The organism is Pantoea sp. OXWO6B1, assembly GCF_001641135.1.
GTDB lineage: Bacteria > Pseudomonadota > Gammaproteobacteria > Enterobacterales > Enterobacteriaceae > Pantoea > Pantoea allii.
The window spans coordinates 3758873-3778385 of record NZ_LWLR01000001.1 but is presented as its reverse complement, the minus strand read 5'-3'; the positions used below and the strand labels follow the sequence as shown (position 1 = coordinate 3778385).

Genomic DNA, 19513 nt, shown 5'->3' with positions numbered 1-19513 from the left:
ATGCCGTGTTATTACCTTGGCTAATTTTCATACCCTTCTTCGGTGGTTTTATCTGCTGGCTCACCGAGCGCTTCGGCGCGAAGGTGCCACGCTGGATTGCCCTGATCACCATGGGGCTGACGTTGGCGCTTTCACTGCAGCTCTGGTTGCAGGGTGGCTATTCACTGACGCAGGCAGCGGGTATTCCGCAGTGGCAATCGAGCTTCTCAGTACCCTGGATTCCTCGTTTCGGCATTAATTTCCATTTAGCGCTTGATGGCCTTTCGCTGTTAATGGTGGTGCTGACTGGACTGCTCGGCCTGATGGCGGTGCTGTGTTCATGGAACGAGATCGAGAAGTATCAGGGGTTCTTCCATCTTAACCTGATGTGGATTCTGGGCGGCGTTATCGGTGTGTTCCTTGCCATCGATATGTTCCTGTTCTTCTTCTTCTGGGAAATGATGCTGGTGCCGATGTACTTCCTCATTGCACTGTGGGGACATAAGGCATCGGACGGTAAGACACGTATCACCGCCGCCACCAAATTCTTTATTTATACCCAGGCGTCAGGTCTGGTGATGCTGATTGCGATTCTGGCGCTGGTGTTTGTTCATTACAACGCTACCGGCGTCTGGACCTTCAACTACGAACAGTTGTTGAAAACGCCAATGTCGCACACCGTTGAATATCTGCTGATGCTGGGCTTCTTTATCGCGTTTGCGGTGAAAATGCCGGTTGTGCCGCTGCACGGCTGGCTGCCGGATGCGCACAGCCAGGCACCGACAGCCGGTTCAGTGGACCTGGCGGGTATTCTGCTGAAAACCGCAGCCTATGGTTTGCTGCGCTTCAGCCTGCCGCTGTTTCCCAACGCCTCGGCTGAGTTTGCACCTGTCGCGATGTGGTTAGGTATTATCGGTATCTTCTACGGCGCATGGATGGCGTTCTCGCAGACTGATATTAAACGACTGATTGCCTACACCTCGATTTCACACATGGGCTTTGTGCTGATTGCGATTTACACCGGTAGCCAGCTGGCTATGCAGGGCGCAGTGGTACAGATGATTGCGCACGGTTTGTCGGCGGCGGCACTGTTCATCCTGTGTGGACAGTTGTATGAGCGCCTGCACACGCGTGATATGCGTCAGATGGGCGGTCTGTGGTCGCGAATCAAATGGATTCCGGGTTTATCACTGTTCTTTGCTGTCGCCAACCTGGGGATGCCGGGCACCGGTAACTTCGTGGGTGAGTTTATGATCCTCACAGGCAGCTTCCAGATCGTCCCTGTCATTATTGTGATTGCGACCTTTGGTCTGGTTTTCGCTTCGGTTTATTCGCTGGTAATGATGCAGCGTGCCTATTACGGTGAAGCGAAATCTAAAGATCCACTGCCGGGAATGTCGGCACGTGAATTCATGACCATTGGCGTGCTCGTGGTTCTGCTGGTGCTGCTGGGTATTTATCCACAGCCGATTCTGGATACCTCACATGCTGCAATGAGCAATATTCAGCAGTGGTTTACCGCTTCAATTTCAACTACAAGGCCGTAATTCGCCATGACAATAACTCCTCAACAATTGATCGCGTTGCTGCCGCTGTTAATCGTCGGATTGACGGTGGTGGTTGTGATGCTGTCCATTGCCTGGCGACGCAACCACTTTGTTAACGCCACGCTAACGGTGGTTGGCCTGAACCTGGCTCTGCTGTCACTCTACTTTGTGGGCCATGTCGGGGCGATGGACGTCACGCCGCTGTTGCGCGTCGACGCTTATTCGATGTTCTATACCGCACTGGTGATGCTGGCCAGCCTGGCAACCTGTACCTTCGCCTATCCGTGGCTGGCAACATTCCCGGATAACAAGGACGAGTTCTATCTGCTGGTATTGATTGCCGCGCTGGGCGGTATTGTACTGTCAGCCTCTAACCACCTTGCGTCGCTGTTTATTGGTATTGAACTGCTGTCTCTGCCGCTGTTTGGGTTGATTGGTTACGCGTTCCGCCAGAAACGTTCTCTGGAAGCGGCCCTGAAATACACTATCTTGTCGGCGGCAGCATCGTCTTTCCTGCTGTTTGGTATCGCGCTGATTTACGCTGACTCCGGCAACCTGGGCTTTGTCAGCCTGGGCAAAAGCCTCACTGACAGCATGATTCAGGAACCGCTGTTGCTAGTGGGCCTGGGTATGCTGATTATCGGTCTGGGCTTTAAGCTGTCGCTGGTGCCGTTCCACCTGTGGACGCCAGACGTGTATCAAGGCGCGCCTGCACCTGTGTCAACCTTCCTGGCAACCGCCAGTAAAATTGCCATTTTTGGTGTTGTCATGCGTCTGTTCATGTACGCGCCGGTCACGGACAGCGAAGCCGTGCGGACGGTACTGGGCATTATCGCCTTTGTTTCCATCCTGTTCGGTAACCTGATGGCGATTTCGCAGAGCAATATCAAGCGACTGCTGGGTTACTCGTCTATCGCCCATTTGGGTTACCTGCTGGTCGCGTTGATTGCGGTTAAAGATCATCAGCTGTCGCTGGAAACCTCTGGGGTTTACCTGGCGGGTTATCTGTTCAGCAGCCTGGGTGCTTTTGGTGTCGTGAGCCTGATGTCGAGCCCGTATCGTGGCCCGGACGCCGATTCACTGTACTCCTACCGTGGCCTGTTCTGGCATCGTCCGATTCTGTCTGCGGTAATGACCGTAATGATGCTGTCACTGGCCGGTATTCCAATGACGCTGGGCTTTATCGGTAAGTTCTACGTTATTGCCTCAGGTGTCAGTGCTCACCTGTGGTGGCTGACCGGTGCGGTCGTAGTCGGTAGTGCGATTGGCCTGTATTACTATCTGCGCGTTACCGTCAGTCTGTACCTCAGTCCACCAGAACTGCTGAGCCGCGATACGCCAGCGAACTGGGCTTTCACCGCCGGTGGTGTTGTGGTGCTGATTTCTGCGATTCTGGTGCTGCTGTTGGGTGTTTATCCACAGCCGTTAATCAGACTGGTACAAATGGCCCAGCCGCTGATGTAAGTTTACGCCGTTACACTGAATCAGGCCTCCGGGCCTGATTTTTTTTGCCTTGAGCCTGTCCCGTCAGCCTTTTGGTCAGTTCAAACCCGCTTGCTCCTACTGATGCGTCCACCTTCCCGTTATAAAATGCCTATCTTCATTCTGTTTCCATAGTTTCCTGCTGAAATGGGCCATACCTTGCTATCAGGAGTACCCGCTATGGATCGTCGCCGTTTTCTGACAGGTTTGGCAGCTGCATGGGTTGCCGCCAGGAGTACCGTTTCCCAGGCTCAGCCATCCGCTTACTCACAAAGGGTGGTGCCGCTCTGGCCTGGCACACCGCCGGGCGGCGGCGGACCGGAAGGCCAGATCGAGACGCTGCCTTCAGGGGCGCAACGTCATATCGCCATTCCGACCTTAACGGTGTTAAGTCCCAGCGTGTCGAACGGTCATGTTGTTCTGATAGCCGGGGGCGGCGGCTATCAGCGCATTGAGATGGCAAAAGAGTCCTGGCCTGCAGCGCGCTGGTTAACCGCACGCGGCTATACCGCAGCGGTGCTGCGCTACCGTCTTCCCGGTGAGGGCTGGACTGATGGGAATGAAGTGGCCTTACAGGACGCCCAGCGCGCGCTGCGGCTGTTAAGGCCGCAGGCAAAGCGGTTAACGGTGCTGGGTTTTTCAGCCGGTGCGCATCTGCTCGGGATGGCCGTGACCCGGCATCAGCTTCACAGCTACCCAGCCATGGATGCCCTGGACAGCACGCCCGCTTATGCTGATGCTGCTGCGTTGATCTATCCGGTCATCACCCTGGAAGCGCCTTATACGCACACGGCAACACACCGTATGTTAGTCGGTGCGCATGCCACGGCGGCAGAAGATGCAGCCTGGTCAGTGCAGAATTATGTGACATCAACATCGCCCCCTTTTTTTCTGGTCCAGGCCGAGGACGATCCGGTTTCCGATCCCCATAACACACTGATTATGGCTCGTGCCTGCCAACAGCATCAGGTTGACGTGGAGATTTATCGTTATCTCACGGGCGGTCATGGGTTTGGCATGGGAAAACCCGGAACGCCCACCGTCGCCTGGCCTGGGCATTATCAACGCTGGCTGCAGAAAGGGTAGCATTGTAGATTAGTATTATTGCGCCGCCGGGCAGTCAGCCTATTGTGATAAGGATAAGAGATGCAAATCAGTTGGCTGGATCTTCACCAGCAAGCCATAACCGTACCGCAGCTTTATGCGGCGCTGGTCCTGCGCTGCAAGGTGTTCGTGGTGGAGCAAAACTGTGCCTATCTGGACGTCGATGGCCTGGATTTGCAGGCCGATAACCGCCATGTGTTGGGCATGGCGCAGGATGAACTGCTCGCGTATGCCCGCATCTTGTCACCGGATGGCCCGCAGGCAGACGTCACCATCGGGCGCGTTATCGTTTCTGATAAGGCGCGTGGTCTGAATCTGGGAAACCAACTCATGGCGCAGGCGATAGCCAATTGTGAACAGCACTGGCCAGGACATTCGCTGTTTCTTTCCGCCCAGGCGCATCTCCAGGCTTTCTATCAGCGACATGGCTTTGTGGCGGTCAGCGACAGCTATCTTGAAGATGGCATTGCCCATATTGATATGCGCAGAGCAGAACAGGCTGGCGAATGAGTCTGCCTGTGCACTGGGCGAAACGGAGCAGGTTTGAAAAGAGAGGCGCGCTGACGGGTGCGCATTCACCACGCGCTGCAGGAGATGATGGGCAAAAAAAATGCATCCCGGCAGAGCGCCTGGGATGCATTTAGGTCAAGCCTGAACGATTAACTCACCGTCATCTGACGGTCATCAACGTATTTACGCTGATCCGGCGGCGGCGGAACGTACTGATAGAGCCAGGTTTCACTCAGGGTTTCCTCTTTTGTCCGCAGGAACAGACGCATTTCAACCGGTTTGACGGCGTCGCTGTTGGGATACCAGTCGAACAGAATGCGGTAGCCCTTGATGGGTTCGACATAGAGAATCTCAACCTGTTTGAAAGTACCGGATGAAACGGTAATTACCGGCTCAATCCCTTTCGCTGCCGCGGCCTGCAAATCACCACCGATGAAATCGATAGCAAAGCGACGGCACCAGACATCCGGGAAGTGCTCGCCGGGTGCCCAGCCTTCAGGGAAACCACCGATGCCGGTACGGGTTGCATCCACGCGCGCCAGATCGCTCTGTACAGGCGGTAGGGCACTCCAGTAAAGCTTGTAGGCAAAACTGTATTCGCTGCCGGCTTTAATGGGCTCAGCGGGCTGCCAGAAGCAAACAATGTTATCGAGCGTTTCACCGGTCGTAGGAATTTCCATCAGGTTGATGGCGCCTTTGCCCCATTTGCCTACTGGTTCAACCCACAGGCTCGGACGTTTGTTATACCAGCCGATAACGTCCTGATAATTCTCGAAGTCATGGTCAAGCTGCAGCAGACCAAAACCACGTGGGTTTTCATCTTCATAGGCGTTGAACTGCAAACGCTGAGGATTATTCAACGGACGGGCAATCCATTCCCCTTTACCGCTCCACATCGCCAGGCGATCGGAGTCGTGAATCTGTGGGTGATAGGTATTACACATGCGACGTTCGTTGGTGCCGCAGCTGAACATGCTGGTCATCGGCGAAATGCCTAACTGGCGAATATCCTTGCGGGCAAAGAGATGGTTTTCAATCTCCATCACCACGCGTTCGGCTTCGCAGTGAATGACAAACTTATAGGCGCCGGTGATGCTGGCTCCGTCCAGTAAGGCATAGCAGGTAAACGTGGTGTCCTCGGCTTTCGGCGTTTCAAACCAGAACGCCGTAAAGTCGGGGAACTCTTCCTGACCATTGCTGAACGTGTTGATTGCCACGCCACGGGCGGACAGGCCGTACTGATAAGTGTCATCGACCGCACGGAAGTAACTGGCACCCAGGAAAGAGACGATATCGCGGCGGGCCAGCTCAGGCTTTTTAAACGCGCGGAAGCCCGCAAAGCCAAGATCGGTTTTGCCTTCCAGCTGTTTAGTGTCGACTTTGGCATCGTTGTAATTAAACAACTCAGGACGGAAATGAATTTCACGTGCTTCACGGCTGGCGCTGTCCACGGAGAACATACGGATGCGGCGTTTGAATCCCATTCCTACGTGAAAGAACTGCACATCCAGTTCGCGATTGGGAATATTGTTCCACAGAGAGTGGCTGGCATCATACTGAATGTCGTTGTATGCCTGCGGTGTTAGGGTCGCCAGCGTGGGTGGAAGAGGGCCTGGTGCGCCGCCCCAGGGTTTTTTAGCCAGCGCGGCCGCATTCTTCTTCAACTCATCGAAATCGAAGCGTACTGCGGTTCCGTCAGCAATGCCATCGTCTGCCCAGGCGGATTGCGCGAACAGCGTCGATAAGCCTGTCATCCCGCTTACTGCGGAGAAGGCCATTGACGCTTTCATAAACATTCTTCGATTCATGCCAGAGATCATTCCTTAGCTGTTCGAGTTTGTTGTGACTGTCGTGTCAGCACATTGTTATGCACATGGCCTGATTATTACAGGCAACAGCAGGGTACGACAGTCGGCGTAGAGAAAAATTCAGTTCGCTAAAAATTTATCAGATAAATCAAATAAGCGAAGCGAAATTACGGCCAGCAGGCCATCTCTTACACTTCTTTGCGTAGCGCTCAGCGTGACACAGATTGACTCGCGTTCGGTTTACTTATGCTGATTTTCAGGCGATTCCTGGTCGGGTTCCGCGCAAAGCCCTATTTTATGGCTATAGTTACCTTTGTGCTTTGCAATTCACATGGAGGAAATGATGGTAAAACAGACTGAACCTTTCGAAACAGGCTATGACGACGATATCGCACTGCTGACCGAAACGCTGGAAGAAGTGCTGAAGTCATCAGGCGATCCGGCCGACCAGAAATATATCGAACTCAAAACCAAAGCTGAACGAGCGCTGGAAGATGTAAAGTCACGTGTTAGCCAGGCATCCGATAGCTACTACTATCGTGCTAAGCAGGTGGCTTACCGTGCCGATGACTACGTACATGAGAAACCGTGGAAAGGCATCGGCATCGGTGCGACTGCGGGACTGATTTTAGGCTTGCTGCTGGCTCGCCGTTAATCGTAACGTGCACTACATCACGTACAACGGGCAGGCTTCGTCCTGTCCGTTTTGTTTTTGAATTCCGGCCGCTTCGCACCCGCATTGTTAGTCCCGCTGTTTTACTCTCCCGCCTGTCCCGCCTGAAAAGGTCTTATTCTGTGCTAAATCCGCCTTACAGATTGTGTTTTACGCAGGGGCTTCCTAAAGTGAAGTGACTGGCACAAGGAGAAAGAACGTGATTAGAGTTGAAATGCTGTCCACGGGCGATGAAGTGTTACATGGTCAAATCGTCGATACCAACGCGGCCTGGCTGGCTGATGTGTTATTTCAGCACGGGCTGCCGATGACCAGCCGTACGACGGTCGGTGACTCCCTGTCATCGCTGGTGGAGACGCTACAGGCGCGTAGCCTTGAGGCGGACGTTCTCATCGTCAACGGCGGTCTTGGCCCTACCAGTGACGATCTCAGTGCTCAGGCGGCGGCCAAAGCGAGCGGGGTAGCGCTGGTCATGCAGGAAGACTGGCTGGAAACCATGGAAGCCTGGTTCGCCAGCCGCGGACGGGTGATGGCAGACAGTAATCGTAAGCAGGCAGAAATCCCCGCTAACGCTGAAATGCTGGATAACCCGGTCGGTACCGCCTGTGGGTTCGCCATGCAACTCAACCGCTGCTGGTTGTTTTTCACCCCTGGCGTGCCTTCAGAATTTAAAGTGATGGTTGAGCAACAAATCATTCCCCGCCTGAAAGACAAATTTGAACTGCCCGAGCCGCCGCTTTGTCTGCGCCTGACCACTTTTGGTCGTGGGGAAAGTGACATTGCCAATGAACTGGAGCCGCTGCCCCTGCCAGAGAACGTGTTGATGGGCTACCGCTCGTCGATGCCCATTATCGAAATCAAACTGACCGGGCCGGCCTCCCAGCGTGTTGCAATGGAGCAGGTCTGGCAACAGGTGCGTTTGCTGCTGGCGGAGTGCACGATTTTTGAAGGCACCGAGGGGCTGCCTGCACTGTTGGCGCGTGAGCTGCATCAGCGTAACTGGCGCCTAGCGATTAGCGAGCAGTACACCGCAGGTTTACTGAACTGGCAGCTGGCTTCAGCTGAGGTTCCCCTGAGCGCCACCGAAATTTTACCGCAGCAGGACGAAAGTCTTGAAGTACAGGTAATGCGTACTCAGGCGCTGGCGGCGAGGCTTCAGACACCGTTAGCCCTGTCGGTAGGCAATCTACGCGAAGGCGAAATCTCCGTTGCGCTCCATACGCCAGAGGCCACATGGGGGCAACGCGTGAAGTTCAGCCACTGTCGCCACAACCTGGAAACCCGGCAAAAAGTCGTGGCGATGATGGCGATGAATATGCTGCGGCGCTGGTTGCACGGCAGTGAGGTAAGCACAGGCCACGGCTGGATTGACGTAATCGAAACGGTTAAGCACTAAGGATTACAGGGCCGCATTGCGTGAAGGCGGCCCTGCACATCCGGGCTGTTTGTTCGGCTCTTCTGCAAAAACGCTACTCCGGTCTCGGCTGGCATGATGCCGTAGGCTGCAGTAATCCCCCCGCCAGCACGTTAAATGTCGCCGTCACTTTCGCTAAGGTCGCCTGAGGATCATCACTGGCGGCCACCCACAATGCGGCAGTAAAAGCGGCACCGTTGAGCAAGCGGGCTGCCGCTTCGACGTCCACCGGCTTCACTACTCCGTTCTTAACCATCTCACTCAGCGCGCTTTGCGTGGCAGCCAGGCAGGCGTTCTGGCTGGGCCAGAGAGAGGGATCGCCAAGAAAGGCCGGGCCATCCAGTAACACAATTCGCTGGACTTCAGGGTCGAGCGCCATGTGAATGTACGCGATCCCTTCCTCCAGTAGCTGGTTCCAGCTGTCTTTTATACCCGCCGCTCTCTCTTTGGCCCGATGGGCTATTTCGCTATCGACTTCCGCTACAACGGCGGCGAGCAGGCCGCGCTTATCGCCAAAGTTGTGGTAGAGCGCTCCCCGGGTTAACCCGACGCTGGCGGTAAGCTCATCCATGGATGCGGCTGCAAAGCCTTTTTCTGCAAACGCTTTGCGTGCTGCGGATATCAGTTTGACGCGATTCTCTTCCATCGTGACCGCGCGTGGCCGTGCTGTCATCTCTCCTCCTTTTCAGATACGTACCGTATTTGGCTTTGACATACGACACGTATCTGTGTTCTATTTCATATACGACATGTATCTTAAATCAAGCAGGTGATGCGTGCATGACTTACTGACCCTAAATCGATTAAAGGTGATTGTATGATGACTCGTGAGGCCGTATTTCCCGAAGGACGCCATGCGCTGTATGACATGCATGGGTACTCTGCTGCCATCCGCTCTGGTGACCTGCTGTTTGTCTCCGGCCAGGTCGGCAGCCGCACAGATGGCACGCCAGAGCCGGATTTTGCCGCTCAGGTAGCGCTTGCCTTTGATAATCTGCGGCAAACTCTGGCGGCGGCGGGCTGCACATTGGACGATCTTATCGACGTCACCACCTTTCATACCGATCCTGAACATCAGTTTGAAACCATCATGCAGGTAAAGAATGCCCTGTTTCCTCAGGCACCTTATCCCAACTGGACGGCGGTCGGCGTGACCTGGCTGGCGGGGTTTGATTTTGAAATTAAGGTGATTGCGCGTATTCCCTGAACTATCCGTGGGCATAAAAAAACCGCAACCCGGTCGGGATTACGGTTTTTAAACGCGGACGGCTCAGGCGTTAAAGCTCAAGCTCAATGTCGCCTTTCGCCTTACAGCAGCAGGGCAGAATCTCGCCCTGCTCAATGAAAGCCAGCGGTGTTTCCGCGTAGTCGACCTCACCGCTCAGCAGCCGCATACGGCAGGAGCCGCAGTAGCCTTCGCGGCACTGGAATTCAACACACAGATTGTTGGCTTCCAGCATGGTCAGCAGGTTGGGGTGATCGTCTGCGCACTCCAGTCGGGTACCGGAGCTGCGCAGAATAACAACAGAACGGCTCATTATTACAGCTGGAAGTCGTCGAAGTCGTTTTCACCCACTTCGGAGTCAATCTGACCGACCAGGTAAGAGCTGACTTCCACTTCCTGCGGGGCCACCTGAACGTTGTCCGACACCAGCCAGGCGTTAATCCAGGGAATCGGGTTCGAGCGTGTTTCAAACGGCAGGTCGAGGCCAACTGCCTGCATACGAATATTGGTGATGTATTCAATATACTGGCACAGGATATCTTTGTTCAGGCCGATCATTGAGCCGCCGCTGAACAGGTATTCCGCCCACTCTTTTTCCTGCAACGCCGCTTTCTTAAACAGCTCAAAACACTCCTGACGACACTCAGCGGCAATCTCTTTCATTTCAGGATCGTCTTCGCCCGTGCGCAGCAGGTTCAGCATGTGCTGGGTGCCGGTCAGATGTAAGGCTTCATCGCGGGCAATCAGCTTGATGATTTTCGCATTCCCTTCCATCAGCTCACGCTCGGCGAACGCGAATGAACAGGCAAAGCTGACGTAGAAACGAATCGCTTCCAGCGCATTGACACTCATCAGGCAGATATAAAGCTGCTTTTTCAGCGCACGCAGGCTGACGGTAACGGACTTACCCGCGACCTGATGTGTGCCTTCACCTAACAGATGCCAGTAGCTGGTCATCTCAATCAGGTCATCGTAGTACTTCGAGATATCCTGGGCACGCGCCAGAATCTGCTGGTTGGTGACGATATCGTCAAACACCACAGCCGGATCGTTGACGATGTTGCGGATGATATGCGTATAAGAGCGCGAGTGAATCGTCTCTGAGAACGCCCAGGTTTCGATCCAGGTTTCCAGTTCAGGAATGGAGATCAGCGGCAGGAGTGCCACGTTCGGGCTGCGTCCCTGAATCGAATCCAGCAAGGTCTGGTACTTCAGGTTGCTGATGAAAATGTGTTTTTCATGATCGGGCAGTGCCTGGTAGTCGATGCGGTCACGTGAAACATCAACCTCTTCAGGACGCCAGAAGAAGGAGAGCTGCTTTTCGATCAGTTTTTCAAAGATGTCGTATTTCTGCTGGTCAAAACGCGCCACGTTAACGGACTGACCGAAAAACATCGGCTCTTTCAACTGGTCATTTTTGTTCTGTGAAAAAGTGGAGTAAGCCATAAAAACTGTCCAAAGTAGACGAGGCTCAGCACCGGCCTCGCGGGAAAATGTGGGCGGGAAAGGCTTCCCGCCCGACCGTCAGATCTTACAGGCGCCGCTCTCGCAGCCATCATCCTGAATAGAAGGTGCCAGATCATCCTGTGCATCTTCCGCACCATCACGGGTGTTTTGATAATAGAGTGTCTTAACGCCAAACTTGTAGGCGGTCAGCAGATCTTTTAACAACTGCTTCATCGGCACTTTGCCGTTGGCAAAACGTGACGGATCGTAGTTGGTGTTAGACGAAATCGCCTGGTCGACGAATTTCTGCATCACGCCGACCAGTTGCAGGTAACCATCGTTCGACGGCATATCCCACAGCAGTTCGTACTGATCTTTAAGGCGCTCATACTCCGGCACAACCTGACGCAGGATACCGTCTTTGGATGCCTTGATGCTGATATGACCACGCGGTGGCTCAATACCATTGGTTGCGTTTGAAATCTGCGATGAGGTTTCAGACGGCATCAGCGCGGACAGCGTCGAGTTACGCAGACCGTGGGTTTTAATCTGCTCACGCAGGGTTTCCCAGTCCAGGTGCAGCGGCTCATTACAGATCGCATCCAGATCTTTCTTGTAGGTGTCGATCGGCAGCACGCCCTGCGCATAAGTGGTTTCATTGAACCACGGGCAGGCACCTTGCTCTTTCGCCAGCTCATTGGACGCTTTCAGCAGGTAGTACTGAATGGCTTCAAACGTTTTGTGCGTCAGACCATTGGCACTGCCGTCGGAGTAACGTACACCGTGTTTCGCCAGGTAGTAAGCAAAGTTAATTACGCCAATACCCAGCGTACGGCGACCCATTGCACCGCGTTGTGCGGCCGGGATAGGGTAGTCCTGATAATCGAGCAGGGCATCCAGTGCACGCACCGCGAGTGTTGCCAGCTCTTCCAGGTCGTCCAGGCTTTCGATGGCACCCAGGTTAAAGGCCGACAGCGTACACAACGCGATTTCACCGTTGTCGTCGTTAACGTCGCTCATCGGTTTGGTTGGCAGCGCAATTTCCAGGCACAGATTAGACTGGCGCACGGGAGCGATGCTGGCGTCAAACGGGCTGTGCGTGTTGCAGTGATCGACGTTCTGGATGTAGATACGGCCCGTTGAGGCGCGTTCCTGCATCATCAGCGAGAACAGGTCAACCGCTTTGACACGCTGCTTACGAATGCTGCTGTCTTTTTCGTATTTGGTGTAGAGACGCTCAAATTCGTCCTGATCGGCAAAGAACGCATCATACAGGCCAGGCACGTCTGACGGGCTGAACAGCGTGATGTCTTCGCCTTTAAGCAGACGCTGGTACATCAGTTTGTTGAGCTGCACGCCATAGTCCATATGACGAACGCGGTTGCCTTCAACGCCACGGTTGTTCTTCAGAACTAACAGGCTTTCGACTTCCAGATGCCACATGGGATAGAACAGCGTGGCTGCACCACCACGGACGCCACCCTGCGAACAGGATTTTACGGCGGTCTGGAAGTGTTTGTAGAACGGAATACAGCCGGTATGGAAGGCTTCACCGCCGCGGATAGGGCTACCCAACGCGCGGATACGGCCGGCGTTAATACCAATGCCCGCACGCTGAGAAACGTATTTCACAATCGCACTGGAAGTGGCATTGATGGAGTCCAGACTGTCGCCGCACTCAATCAGCACACACGAGCTGAACTGACGCGTAGGCGTACGCACACCGGACATGATGGGCGTCGGCAGTGAGATTTTAAAGGTCGAGATCGCATCATAGAAACGCTTGATGTAATCCATGCGGGTCGCACGAGGATAAGCTGAGAACAGGCAGGCTGCGACCAGGATATACAGGAACTGTGCGCTTTCATAGATTTCACCGGATACACGGTTCTGAGCCAGATATTTGCCTTCTAACTGCTTCACCGCCGCGTAGGAAAAATTCATGTCACGCCAGTGGTCGAGAAAGCCGTCCATCTGCTCGAACTCTTCACGGCTGTAGTCTTCCAGCAGATGGCGGTCGTACTTACCCAGATCGACCATCTTAACAACCTGATCGTACAGGGCTGGGGGTTCAAACTGACCGTAAGCTTTCTTGCGCAGGTGGAAAATAGCCAGTCGCGCAGCCAGATACTGATAATCAGGGGCATCGCGAGAAATGAGGTCTGCAGCGGCCTTAATGATAGTTTCATGGATGTCAGACGTTTTGATGCCATCATAAAACTGAATGTGGGAACGCAGCTCTACCTGTGAAACCGACACATTGTTCAGCCCTTCGGCCGCCCAGTCGAGGACACGGTGAATTTTGTCGAGATCAATGCGCTCCTGGCGGCCATCGCGTTTAGTAACGAGCAGACTTTGGTTCATGTCGCGTTTTTACCTTTGCGTGAGTATCCAATAATTAAAAGAAATCCCGATTTATGCACAGCATATTCATTGTGAATAATGTTGTGGATAAACACTACATCTTGGGGTTGTCGAAGATATGTATAACAATATGGAGGCTTATTCTAGTATTTTGCTGGCGCTTAACAAGAGGAAAAAATGATGTCTACGGGGGTTGTATTTTCTAAGGGTTTTCTTAAGCCGCGTCTCGTAAGGCCGCAGGTCATGTCAACCATCCAGAGAAAATATTGCAATTTATGATCGACCGCTGATTTTTCAAACATTGCGCAAGTTTTTCAGACACCAGAAAGCAGGCATCAGCAAAATGTGCAAATGTCACGGCTCCGATGACACAGAACCGCCCCAGGGGAAAATTAGCGCGAGCACATGACAACAGGATGACAGCAGCGTGGGCAGAGCCGCACGCTGCGGCGGATCAGGCGTCGCCGTGGTGGGCGTGTATCATGTAGTTCACATCAACACCGTTACCCAGACGAAACTTATCGGTGATGGGGTTGTAGTGCAGGCCAATCATATTGCGCTCACGCAGTGGCGTTTCATCGACCCAGCCCAGCAGTTCGGAAGGGCGGATAAATTTTTTCACATCATGCGTGCCGCGCGGCACCATGCGCAGAACATACTCAGCGCCAAAAATAGCCATCAGCCAGGCTTTGGGATTACGGTTAATGGTAGAAAAGAACACCTCACCGCCGGGTTTCACCAGCTGCGCGCAGGCGTGCACCACCGAACGCGGATCGGGCACATGTTCCAGCATTTCCATGCAGGTCACCACATCGTATTCGCCCGCGTGTTGGCTGGCGTGCTCTTCCACCGTCTGCTGCACATAGCTGAGCGTGACGCCGCTTTCCAGCGCGTGCAGACGCGCGACTTCCAGCGGTTCAGCACCCATATCCAATCCGGTGACCACTGCGCCTTCCCGAGCCATGCTTTCGGCCAGGATACCGCCGCCACAGCCGACATCCAGCACCTTCTTGCCAAACAGCCCGTTGCTGTGTTGTGCAATATAGCCCAGCCGCAGAGGGTTAATACGGTGCAGCGGTTTAAATTCGCCCTCCAGATCCCACCAGCGCGAGGCAACGGCCTCAAACTTGGCAATTTCCTTATGGTCAACGTTCTGACCGCTTTCCTGTGAAGTTGAAATCATAACCTTGTTACTCCGGCTAATAGCGTTGATGGTTGGGAGTATACCTCAAGCTGAACCAGGCCGTAGGCTGAAGAGTCAGCAGTCATAGCCAAACCTGGCTTAAATCGAAAGGCACGATGACAAAAGAGAATGTTTCACTGGCAAGCCGAAAGGAGGGAGCAACTGAAATGTGATTATGTTATCAGCACTATCAGAATGATGACCGGAAGCTAAAGATGGCCTGATCGCAGTTGGCGTAAGGGTAAAACGGCGAGACAAAAAACGCGCTTACGTTATGTGTTTTCTGGTTAGCAACAAAGGGATTAAAGCCATGAAATAGGGAAAGGGTATCCACAAAAAACCAATCGCACGGCTTCTGTTCAGATAGTTAAGGCACCGCAAACTGCTGGAAATAAGAGGCATAATAAATGCAATGATCAGCAGGATTGAAAGGGAATCGTCCGCCAGAAAGGACAGGTAGAGCGAAAACCAGACTAGCTGGAAAACCAGGAAGATGAAGTATTCGAGTTTCGAATCTTTTTCTTCGTAATTCATGCAGAGTCTGAACCCTTTTTTTATGGTTTTAAAAATCAAGGTTCTCTCCTTTTTAAAACAAATATCATGCTAATAATAAAACCGAATAAAAAAGCCAGGAAGATGTTCAGTGGATATCCAGTGGTAATGCTTTCACATGGAATGGGTTTTATCTTGGAGTTGACTGTTATTGCAATTATCGATGTTAGTATTTGAATGAATTGTTGGGTTATGATTTTTTTTACGCGTGCTGATTTTTTTCTAAGAATAAATGCAGCGAGTAAACAAAATATTGATAACGTGAGGCCAGTAATAGTTTTATTATAAAATAAGCTACTGATGTTACCAGAAAAAAAATCTTGACAGGCAGAAGATAGCGTTAAAATTTCATAATGGAAATTAAAGCCGAGACAAAATAAGAACAGTGATGATATTATTGAAAATAAATAAAAAAACTTGTTATTCATAGTGTTACACCATGTTTTTTTAGATCAAGCATTGATTTTTTTAGTTCTGTTTTATCAGTAACTAATTTTGTTTCTTTTGTATTGCTATTGTACTTTGCCATTGCCGTAGGTGTATCTATTCCACCATTATCCATAGTGAACTTTACGTTTTTGTTCCCGTAAAGAATAATGTTAGGTATAGGGTCTTTCCCATAATTGATCGTTGGTGAAATTCTGGTTGTTCTGGGCTTGGTCAAGTTTTTAGGTATATCCAATACATCAGAGTCAGGGAGTGCTGAAAAGGAGGCTAACGAACCTGAAAATGCCAGCGTATACACTAAATCACCTGTGTATTTTGTCTGTACCGGGGTGCCAAACGAATATTTTATAGTCTGCCAAAGAGTGATATTTGCAGGGTTGATTTTTGCTCCCTCCATATACATATCTTGCTTTCTGGAGAGGCTAATCACCATGCGATATATCTGAACGAGTGAGGGGGAAATTCCACCAAAAGAAAAATTATCAGGAATGAGTCCGTCACGAGGGTAAATACGCTCGATAATATAATAAAGACCTGTGTTTTCAACCAGTGATATATTCATAGGATAGCCAACGGTTACATTAATTTTTTTAATATCATAACATTTACTCTTTGATTTTGAAGTACCTTAGAATGAGTAATTCAATCAGAGCCAGTGGAACTGAGCGTGAAAGATGTTTTTTGGGATTAATCCTGGTTTTCTGCAATTTAGAGTGGCGGTCATAAAGCAACAATTCAACATGTCACACGACTGCCTCAACTGCTGTGATTATCAAGGAGTGATAAGAGTGGCTGATGCCGAAGTAAACCTGTTTATTGGTCGAAAATTATACGTTTCACTCTGTGTCCAGCATCGCCTGTAAGGTGCATTTTCGTGTTGTACCTGCCTTGGTTAAATTTGTGCCAGTAAGGGATGAAAAACCTCGTGGTTGTCGTTGCTTTACTTTTCCCTCACGTGCGGCTCTATGATATACTTTCGCACCTTTAAAATCCGGGATTAGTAGAGGGATAGCGGCTCCATGAGCGACCTTGCGAGAGAAATTACACCGGTTAATATCGAAGAAGAGTTAAAAAATTCTTACCTCGATTACGCCATGTCGGTCATCGTTGGCCGAGCTTTACCCGATGTGCGTGATGGCCTGAAGCCAGTGCATCGCCGCGTACTTTTCGCGATGAGCGAACTGGGTAATGACTGGAACAAACCCTATAAAAAATCTGCCCGCGTCGTCGGTGACGTTATCGGTAAATATCACCCGCATGGTGATTCTGCCGTTTACGACACCATTGTACGTATGGCCCAGCCTTTCTCCCTGCGTTACATGCTGGTGGACGGTCAAGGCAACTTCGGCTCCATCGACGGCGACTCCGCTGCGGCGATGCGTTATACCGAAGTGCGCATGTCCAAAATCGCCCACGACCTGTTAGCTGACCTGGAAAAAGAGACCGTCGATTTCGTTCCGAACTACGACGGTACAGAGCAGATCCCTGAAGTTCTGCCCACCAAAATCCCTAACCTGCTGGTAAACGGCTCGTCCGGTATCGCAGTGGGTATGGCAACCAACATTCCGCCGCATAACCTGCGCGAAGTGATCAACGGCTGCCTCGCTTATATCGAAGATGAAAACATCAGCATTGAAGGGCTGATGGAACACATTCCGGGGCCTGACTTCCCGACAGCGGCAATCATCAATGGCCGCCGCGGCATTGAAGAAGCCTATCGCACCGGCCGTGGTAAGGTTTATATTCGTGCCCGTGGCGAAGTAGAAGTGGATGCCAAAACCGGGCGTGAAACGATCATCATTCACGAACTTCCGTATCAGGTGAACAAAGCTCGCCTGATCGAGAAAATCGCCGAGCTGGTGAAAGAAAAACGCGTCGAAGGGATCAGCGCCCTGCGTGATGAGTCCGATAAAGACGGCATGCGCATCGTCATTGAAATCAAACGCGATGCAGTCGGTGAAGTGGTCCTTAACAACCTCTATTCACTGACTCAACTGCAAACCTCTTTCGGCATCAACATGGTGGCACTGCATCAGGGCCAGCCGAAGATTATGGCGCTGAAGGAGATTCTTGAAGCCTTCGTTCGCCATCGTCGTGAAGTGGTGACGCGTCGTACTATTTTTGAACTGCGTAAGGCGCGCGATCGCGCACATATCCTTGAAGGCCTGGCGATTGCGCTGGCTAACATCGATCCGATCATCGAACTGATTCGCCGTGCACCGACGCCAGCGGAAGCCAAAGCGGGCCTGATTTCACAAGCGTGGGATCTGGGCAACGTGTCAGCCATGCTGGAGCGCGCAGGTGACGATGCAGCCCGCCCGGAGTGGCTGGAGGCGCAGTTTGGTATTCGTGACGGCCAGTATTACCTGACCGAGCAACAGGCTCAGGCCATTCTGGACTTACGTCTGCAGAAACTGACCGGTCTTGAGCATGAAAAGCTGCTGGATGAGTACAAACAGCTGCTGGATCAAATTGCCGAGTTACTGCACATCCTGGGAAGCTCAGAGCGCTTGATGGAAGTCATCCGCGAAGAGCTTGAACTGATGCGCGATCAGTTTGGTGATGAGCGCCGCACGGAAATCACCGCGAACAGCGCTGACATCAACATCGAAGACCTGATCAATCAGGAAGACGTGGTGGTTACGCTGTCGCATCAGGGTTATGTGAAATACCAGCCACTGACGGATTATGAAGCGCAGCGCCGTGGTGGCAAAGGCAAGTCAGCCGCACGCATTAAAGAAGAAGACTTTATCGATCGTCTGTTGGTGGCCAACACCCACGATACCATTCTGTGCTTCTCCAGCCGTGGCCGACTCTACTGGATGAAGGTCTACCAGTTGCCGGAAGCCAGCCGTGGTGCGCGTGGACGTCCCATCGTCAACCTGCTGCCGCTTGAAGCCAACGAACGTATCACGGCGATTCTGCCCGTGCGCGAATATACCGAAGGCTTCAACATCTTCATGGCAACCGCAAGCGGTACAGTGAAGAAAACGGGTCTGCAAGAGTTCAGCCGCCCACGCAGCGCCGGTATCATTGCCATTAACCTGCGCGATGATGATGAGCTGATTGGTGTCGCGCTGACCAACGGTAACGATGAAGCGATGTTGTTCTCGGCTGCGGGTAAAGTGGTGCGCTTCGCCGAATCTGCCGTGCGTGCCATGGGCCGTACCGCCTCGGGCGTTCGTGGTATCAAGCTGGCGCAGAACGATCGGGTGGTTTCACTCATCGTGCCGCGCGAAGAGGGCGCTATCCTGACGGTCACCCAGAACGGCTATGGTAAGCGTACAGCTAACAGCGAATACCCGACCAAGTCGCGTGCTACGCAGGGCGTTATCTCCATCAAAGTGACCGAGCGTAACGGTCCGGTGATTGGCGCAGTGCAGGTGGTCGACAGCGATCAGATCATGATGATCACCGATGCAGGCACTCTGGTGCGTACGCGGGTATCTGAAGTCAGCATCGTGGGCCGTAATACCCAGGGTGTGATTCTGATTCGTACTGCGGAAGACGAGAACGTGGTCGGACTGCAACGCGTTGCGGAGCCGGTGGAAGAAGAAGAGCTGGATTCTATCGACGGCAGCGTCGCGGAAGGGGATGAAGATATCGTGCCTGAAGTCGACAACGACGACGACGATGTCCCCGCAGCGGATGACGACGTGTAAGTCATCCAACGCACGTGAGTCATGAACGGCAGGTCAGGGGCAACCCGACCTGCCGTTTTTTTTGCGCTGGTGTTTTAGCAAGGATGATTTCCGGTAAGGTCAAACATTCCCAAACTG

At 52.6% G+C, this 19513-nt stretch carries 15 protein-coding genes; 8 read left to right on the top strand and 7 right to left on the bottom strand.

Translation table 11 applies throughout. The features are described 5' to 3' along the window. The first annotated feature begins 5 nt into the window (after positions 1-5). The 4 genes from nuoM to A6A26_RS19600 all read left to right on the top strand — a co-directional run bounded on the left by nuoM (position 6) and on the right by A6A26_RS19600 (position 4622). A complete protein-coding gene (gene nuoM / locus A6A26_RS19615) occupies positions 6-1526 on the top strand; it encodes an NADH-quinone oxidoreductase subunit M (RefSeq protein WP_063880290.1) in 1521 nt (506 codons plus the stop codon). Positions 1527-1532: 6 nt separating this feature from the next. Beyond that, positions 1533-2990 (top strand): NADH-quinone oxidoreductase subunit NuoN, encoded by a 1458-nt coding sequence (gene nuoN, locus A6A26_RS19610; RefSeq protein WP_063880289.1) that lies wholly within the window; start codon positions 1533-1535, stop codon positions 2988-2990. A 198-nt stretch (positions 2991-3188) separates the two neighbouring features. Continuing rightward, entirely contained in the window at positions 3189-4094 is a 906-nt protein-coding gene (locus A6A26_RS19605) for an alpha/beta hydrolase (protein WP_063880288.1), read from the top strand. A gap of 60 nt (positions 4095-4154) precedes the next feature. Further along, positions 4155-4622 (top strand): GNAT family N-acetyltransferase, encoded by a 468-nt coding sequence (locus A6A26_RS19600; RefSeq protein WP_063880287.1) that lies wholly within the window; start codon positions 4155-4157, stop codon positions 4620-4622. Positions 4623-4771: 149 nt separating this feature from the next. Here the strand turns inward: A6A26_RS19600 and A6A26_RS19595 are convergent, their stop codons facing one another. After that, positions 4772-6430 carry a glucan biosynthesis protein D gene (locus A6A26_RS19595; protein WP_063880286.1) on the bottom strand — a complete coding sequence of 553 codons (1659 nt, stop codon included), beginning with the start codon at positions 6428-6430 and terminating at the stop codon, positions 4772-4774. 343 nt (positions 6431-6773) lie between these two features. Between A6A26_RS19595 and elaB the strand changes: the two genes are divergently transcribed. Then, positions 6774-7085, top strand: a complete 312-nt coding sequence (elaB, locus tag A6A26_RS19590) for a stress response protein ElaB (protein ID WP_063880285.1) — start codon at positions 6774-6776, stop codon at positions 7083-7085. A 217-nt stretch (positions 7086-7302) separates the two neighbouring features. Further along, the gene (locus A6A26_RS19585; protein WP_063880284.1) at positions 7303-8499 is read left to right on the top strand and encodes a nicotinamide mononucleotide deamidase-related protein YfaY; all 1197 of its coding nucleotides are present in this window, start codon (positions 7303-7305) and stop codon (positions 8497-8499) included. A 73-nt stretch (positions 8500-8572) separates the two neighbouring features. Here A6A26_RS19585 and A6A26_RS19580 read toward each other — a convergent pair whose 3' ends face one another. After that, positions 8573-9190, bottom strand: a complete 618-nt coding sequence (locus tag A6A26_RS19580; protein WP_063880283.1) for a TetR/AcrR family transcriptional regulator — start codon at positions 9188-9190, stop codon at positions 8573-8575. A gap of 144 nt (positions 9191-9334) precedes the next feature. Between A6A26_RS19580 and A6A26_RS19575 the strand changes: the two genes are divergently transcribed. Beyond that, entirely contained in the window at positions 9335-9724 is a 390-nt protein-coding gene (locus tag A6A26_RS19575) for a RidA family protein (RefSeq protein ID WP_063880282.1), read from the top strand. 70 nt (positions 9725-9794) lie between these two features. Here the strand turns inward: A6A26_RS19575 and yfaE are convergent, their stop codons facing one another. From yfaE to A6A26_RS19540, 5 genes are all read right to left on the bottom strand, one after another. Further along, a complete protein-coding gene (gene yfaE / locus A6A26_RS19570) occupies positions 9795-10055 on the bottom strand; it encodes a class I ribonucleotide reductase maintenance protein YfaE (RefSeq protein WP_063880281.1) in 261 nt (86 codons plus the stop codon). Between the two features lie 2 nt (positions 10056-10057). Then, a complete protein-coding gene (nrdB, locus tag A6A26_RS19565; protein WP_063880280.1) occupies positions 10058-11188 on the bottom strand; it encodes a class Ia ribonucleoside-diphosphate reductase subunit beta in 1131 nt (376 codons plus the stop codon). 78 nt (positions 11189-11266) lie between these two features. Continuing rightward, positions 11267-13552, bottom strand: coding sequence for a class 1a ribonucleoside-diphosphate reductase subunit alpha (gene nrdA, locus A6A26_RS19560; RefSeq protein WP_063880279.1), 2286 nt, complete (start codon positions 13550-13552; stop codon positions 11267-11269). A gap of 454 nt (positions 13553-14006) precedes the next feature. Next, positions 14007-14735: a bifunctional 2-polyprenyl-6-hydroxyphenol methylase/3-demethylubiquinol 3-O-methyltransferase UbiG gene (gene ubiG, locus A6A26_RS19555; RefSeq protein WP_063880278.1), complete on the bottom strand. Its 729-nt coding sequence runs from the start codon at positions 14733-14735 to the stop codon at positions 14007-14009. A 976-nt stretch (positions 14736-15711) separates the two neighbouring features. Further along, positions 15712-16296, bottom strand: coding sequence for a hypothetical protein (locus A6A26_RS19540; protein ID WP_063880275.1), 585 nt, complete (start codon positions 16294-16296; stop codon positions 15712-15714). A 457-nt stretch (positions 16297-16753) separates the two neighbouring features. Here A6A26_RS19540 and gyrA point away from each other — a divergent pair, with 457 nt between their 5' ends. Further along, the gene (gene gyrA / locus A6A26_RS19535) at positions 16754-19396 is read left to right on the top strand and encodes a DNA topoisomerase (ATP-hydrolyzing) subunit A (protein WP_063880274.1); all 2643 of its coding nucleotides are present in this window, start codon (positions 16754-16756) and stop codon (positions 19394-19396) included. Positions 19397-19513 lie beyond the last annotated feature (117 nt).

Coding starts and splice junctions, on each gene's coding strand:
- nuoN (WP_063880289.1), top strand. CDS start 1,533: ATGACAATAACTCCTCAACAATTGATCGCGTTGCTGCCGCTGTTAATC.
- gyrA (WP_063880274.1), top strand. CDS start 16,754: ATGAGCGACCTTGCGAGAGAAATTACACCGGTTAATATCGAAGAAGAG.
- nrdA (WP_063880279.1), bottom strand. CDS start 13,552: ATGAACCAAAGTCTGCTCGTTACTAAACGCGATGGCCGCCAGGAGCGC.
- A6A26_RS19580 (WP_063880283.1), bottom strand. CDS start 9,190: ATGACAGCACGGCCACGCGCGGTCACGATGGAAGAGAATCGCGTCAAA.
- A6A26_RS19540 (WP_063880275.1), bottom strand. CDS start 16,296: ATGAATATATCACTGGTTGAAAACACAGGTCTTTATTATATTATCGAG.
- yfaE (WP_063880281.1), bottom strand. CDS start 10,055: ATGAGCCGTTCTGTTGTTATTCTGCGCAGCTCCGGTACCCGACTGGAG.
- A6A26_RS19605 (WP_063880288.1), top strand. CDS start 3,189: ATGGATCGTCGCCGTTTTCTGACAGGTTTGGCAGCTGCATGGGTTGCC.
- nrdB (WP_063880280.1), bottom strand. CDS start 11,188: ATGGCTTACTCCACTTTTTCACAGAACAAAAATGACCAGTTGAAAGAG.
- A6A26_RS19595 (WP_063880286.1), bottom strand. CDS start 6,430: ATGAATCGAAGAATGTTTATGAAAGCGTCAATGGCCTTCTCCGCAGTA.
- A6A26_RS19600 (WP_063880287.1), top strand. CDS start 4,155: ATGCAAATCAGTTGGCTGGATCTTCACCAGCAAGCCATAACCGTACCG.
- elaB (WP_063880285.1), top strand. CDS start 6,774: ATGGTAAAACAGACTGAACCTTTCGAAACAGGCTATGACGACGATATC.
- A6A26_RS19575 (WP_063880282.1), top strand. CDS start 9,335: ATGATGACTCGTGAGGCCGTATTTCCCGAAGGACGCCATGCGCTGTAT.
- ubiG (WP_063880278.1), bottom strand. CDS start 14,735: ATGATTTCAACTTCACAGGAAAGCGGTCAGAACGTTGACCATAAGGAA.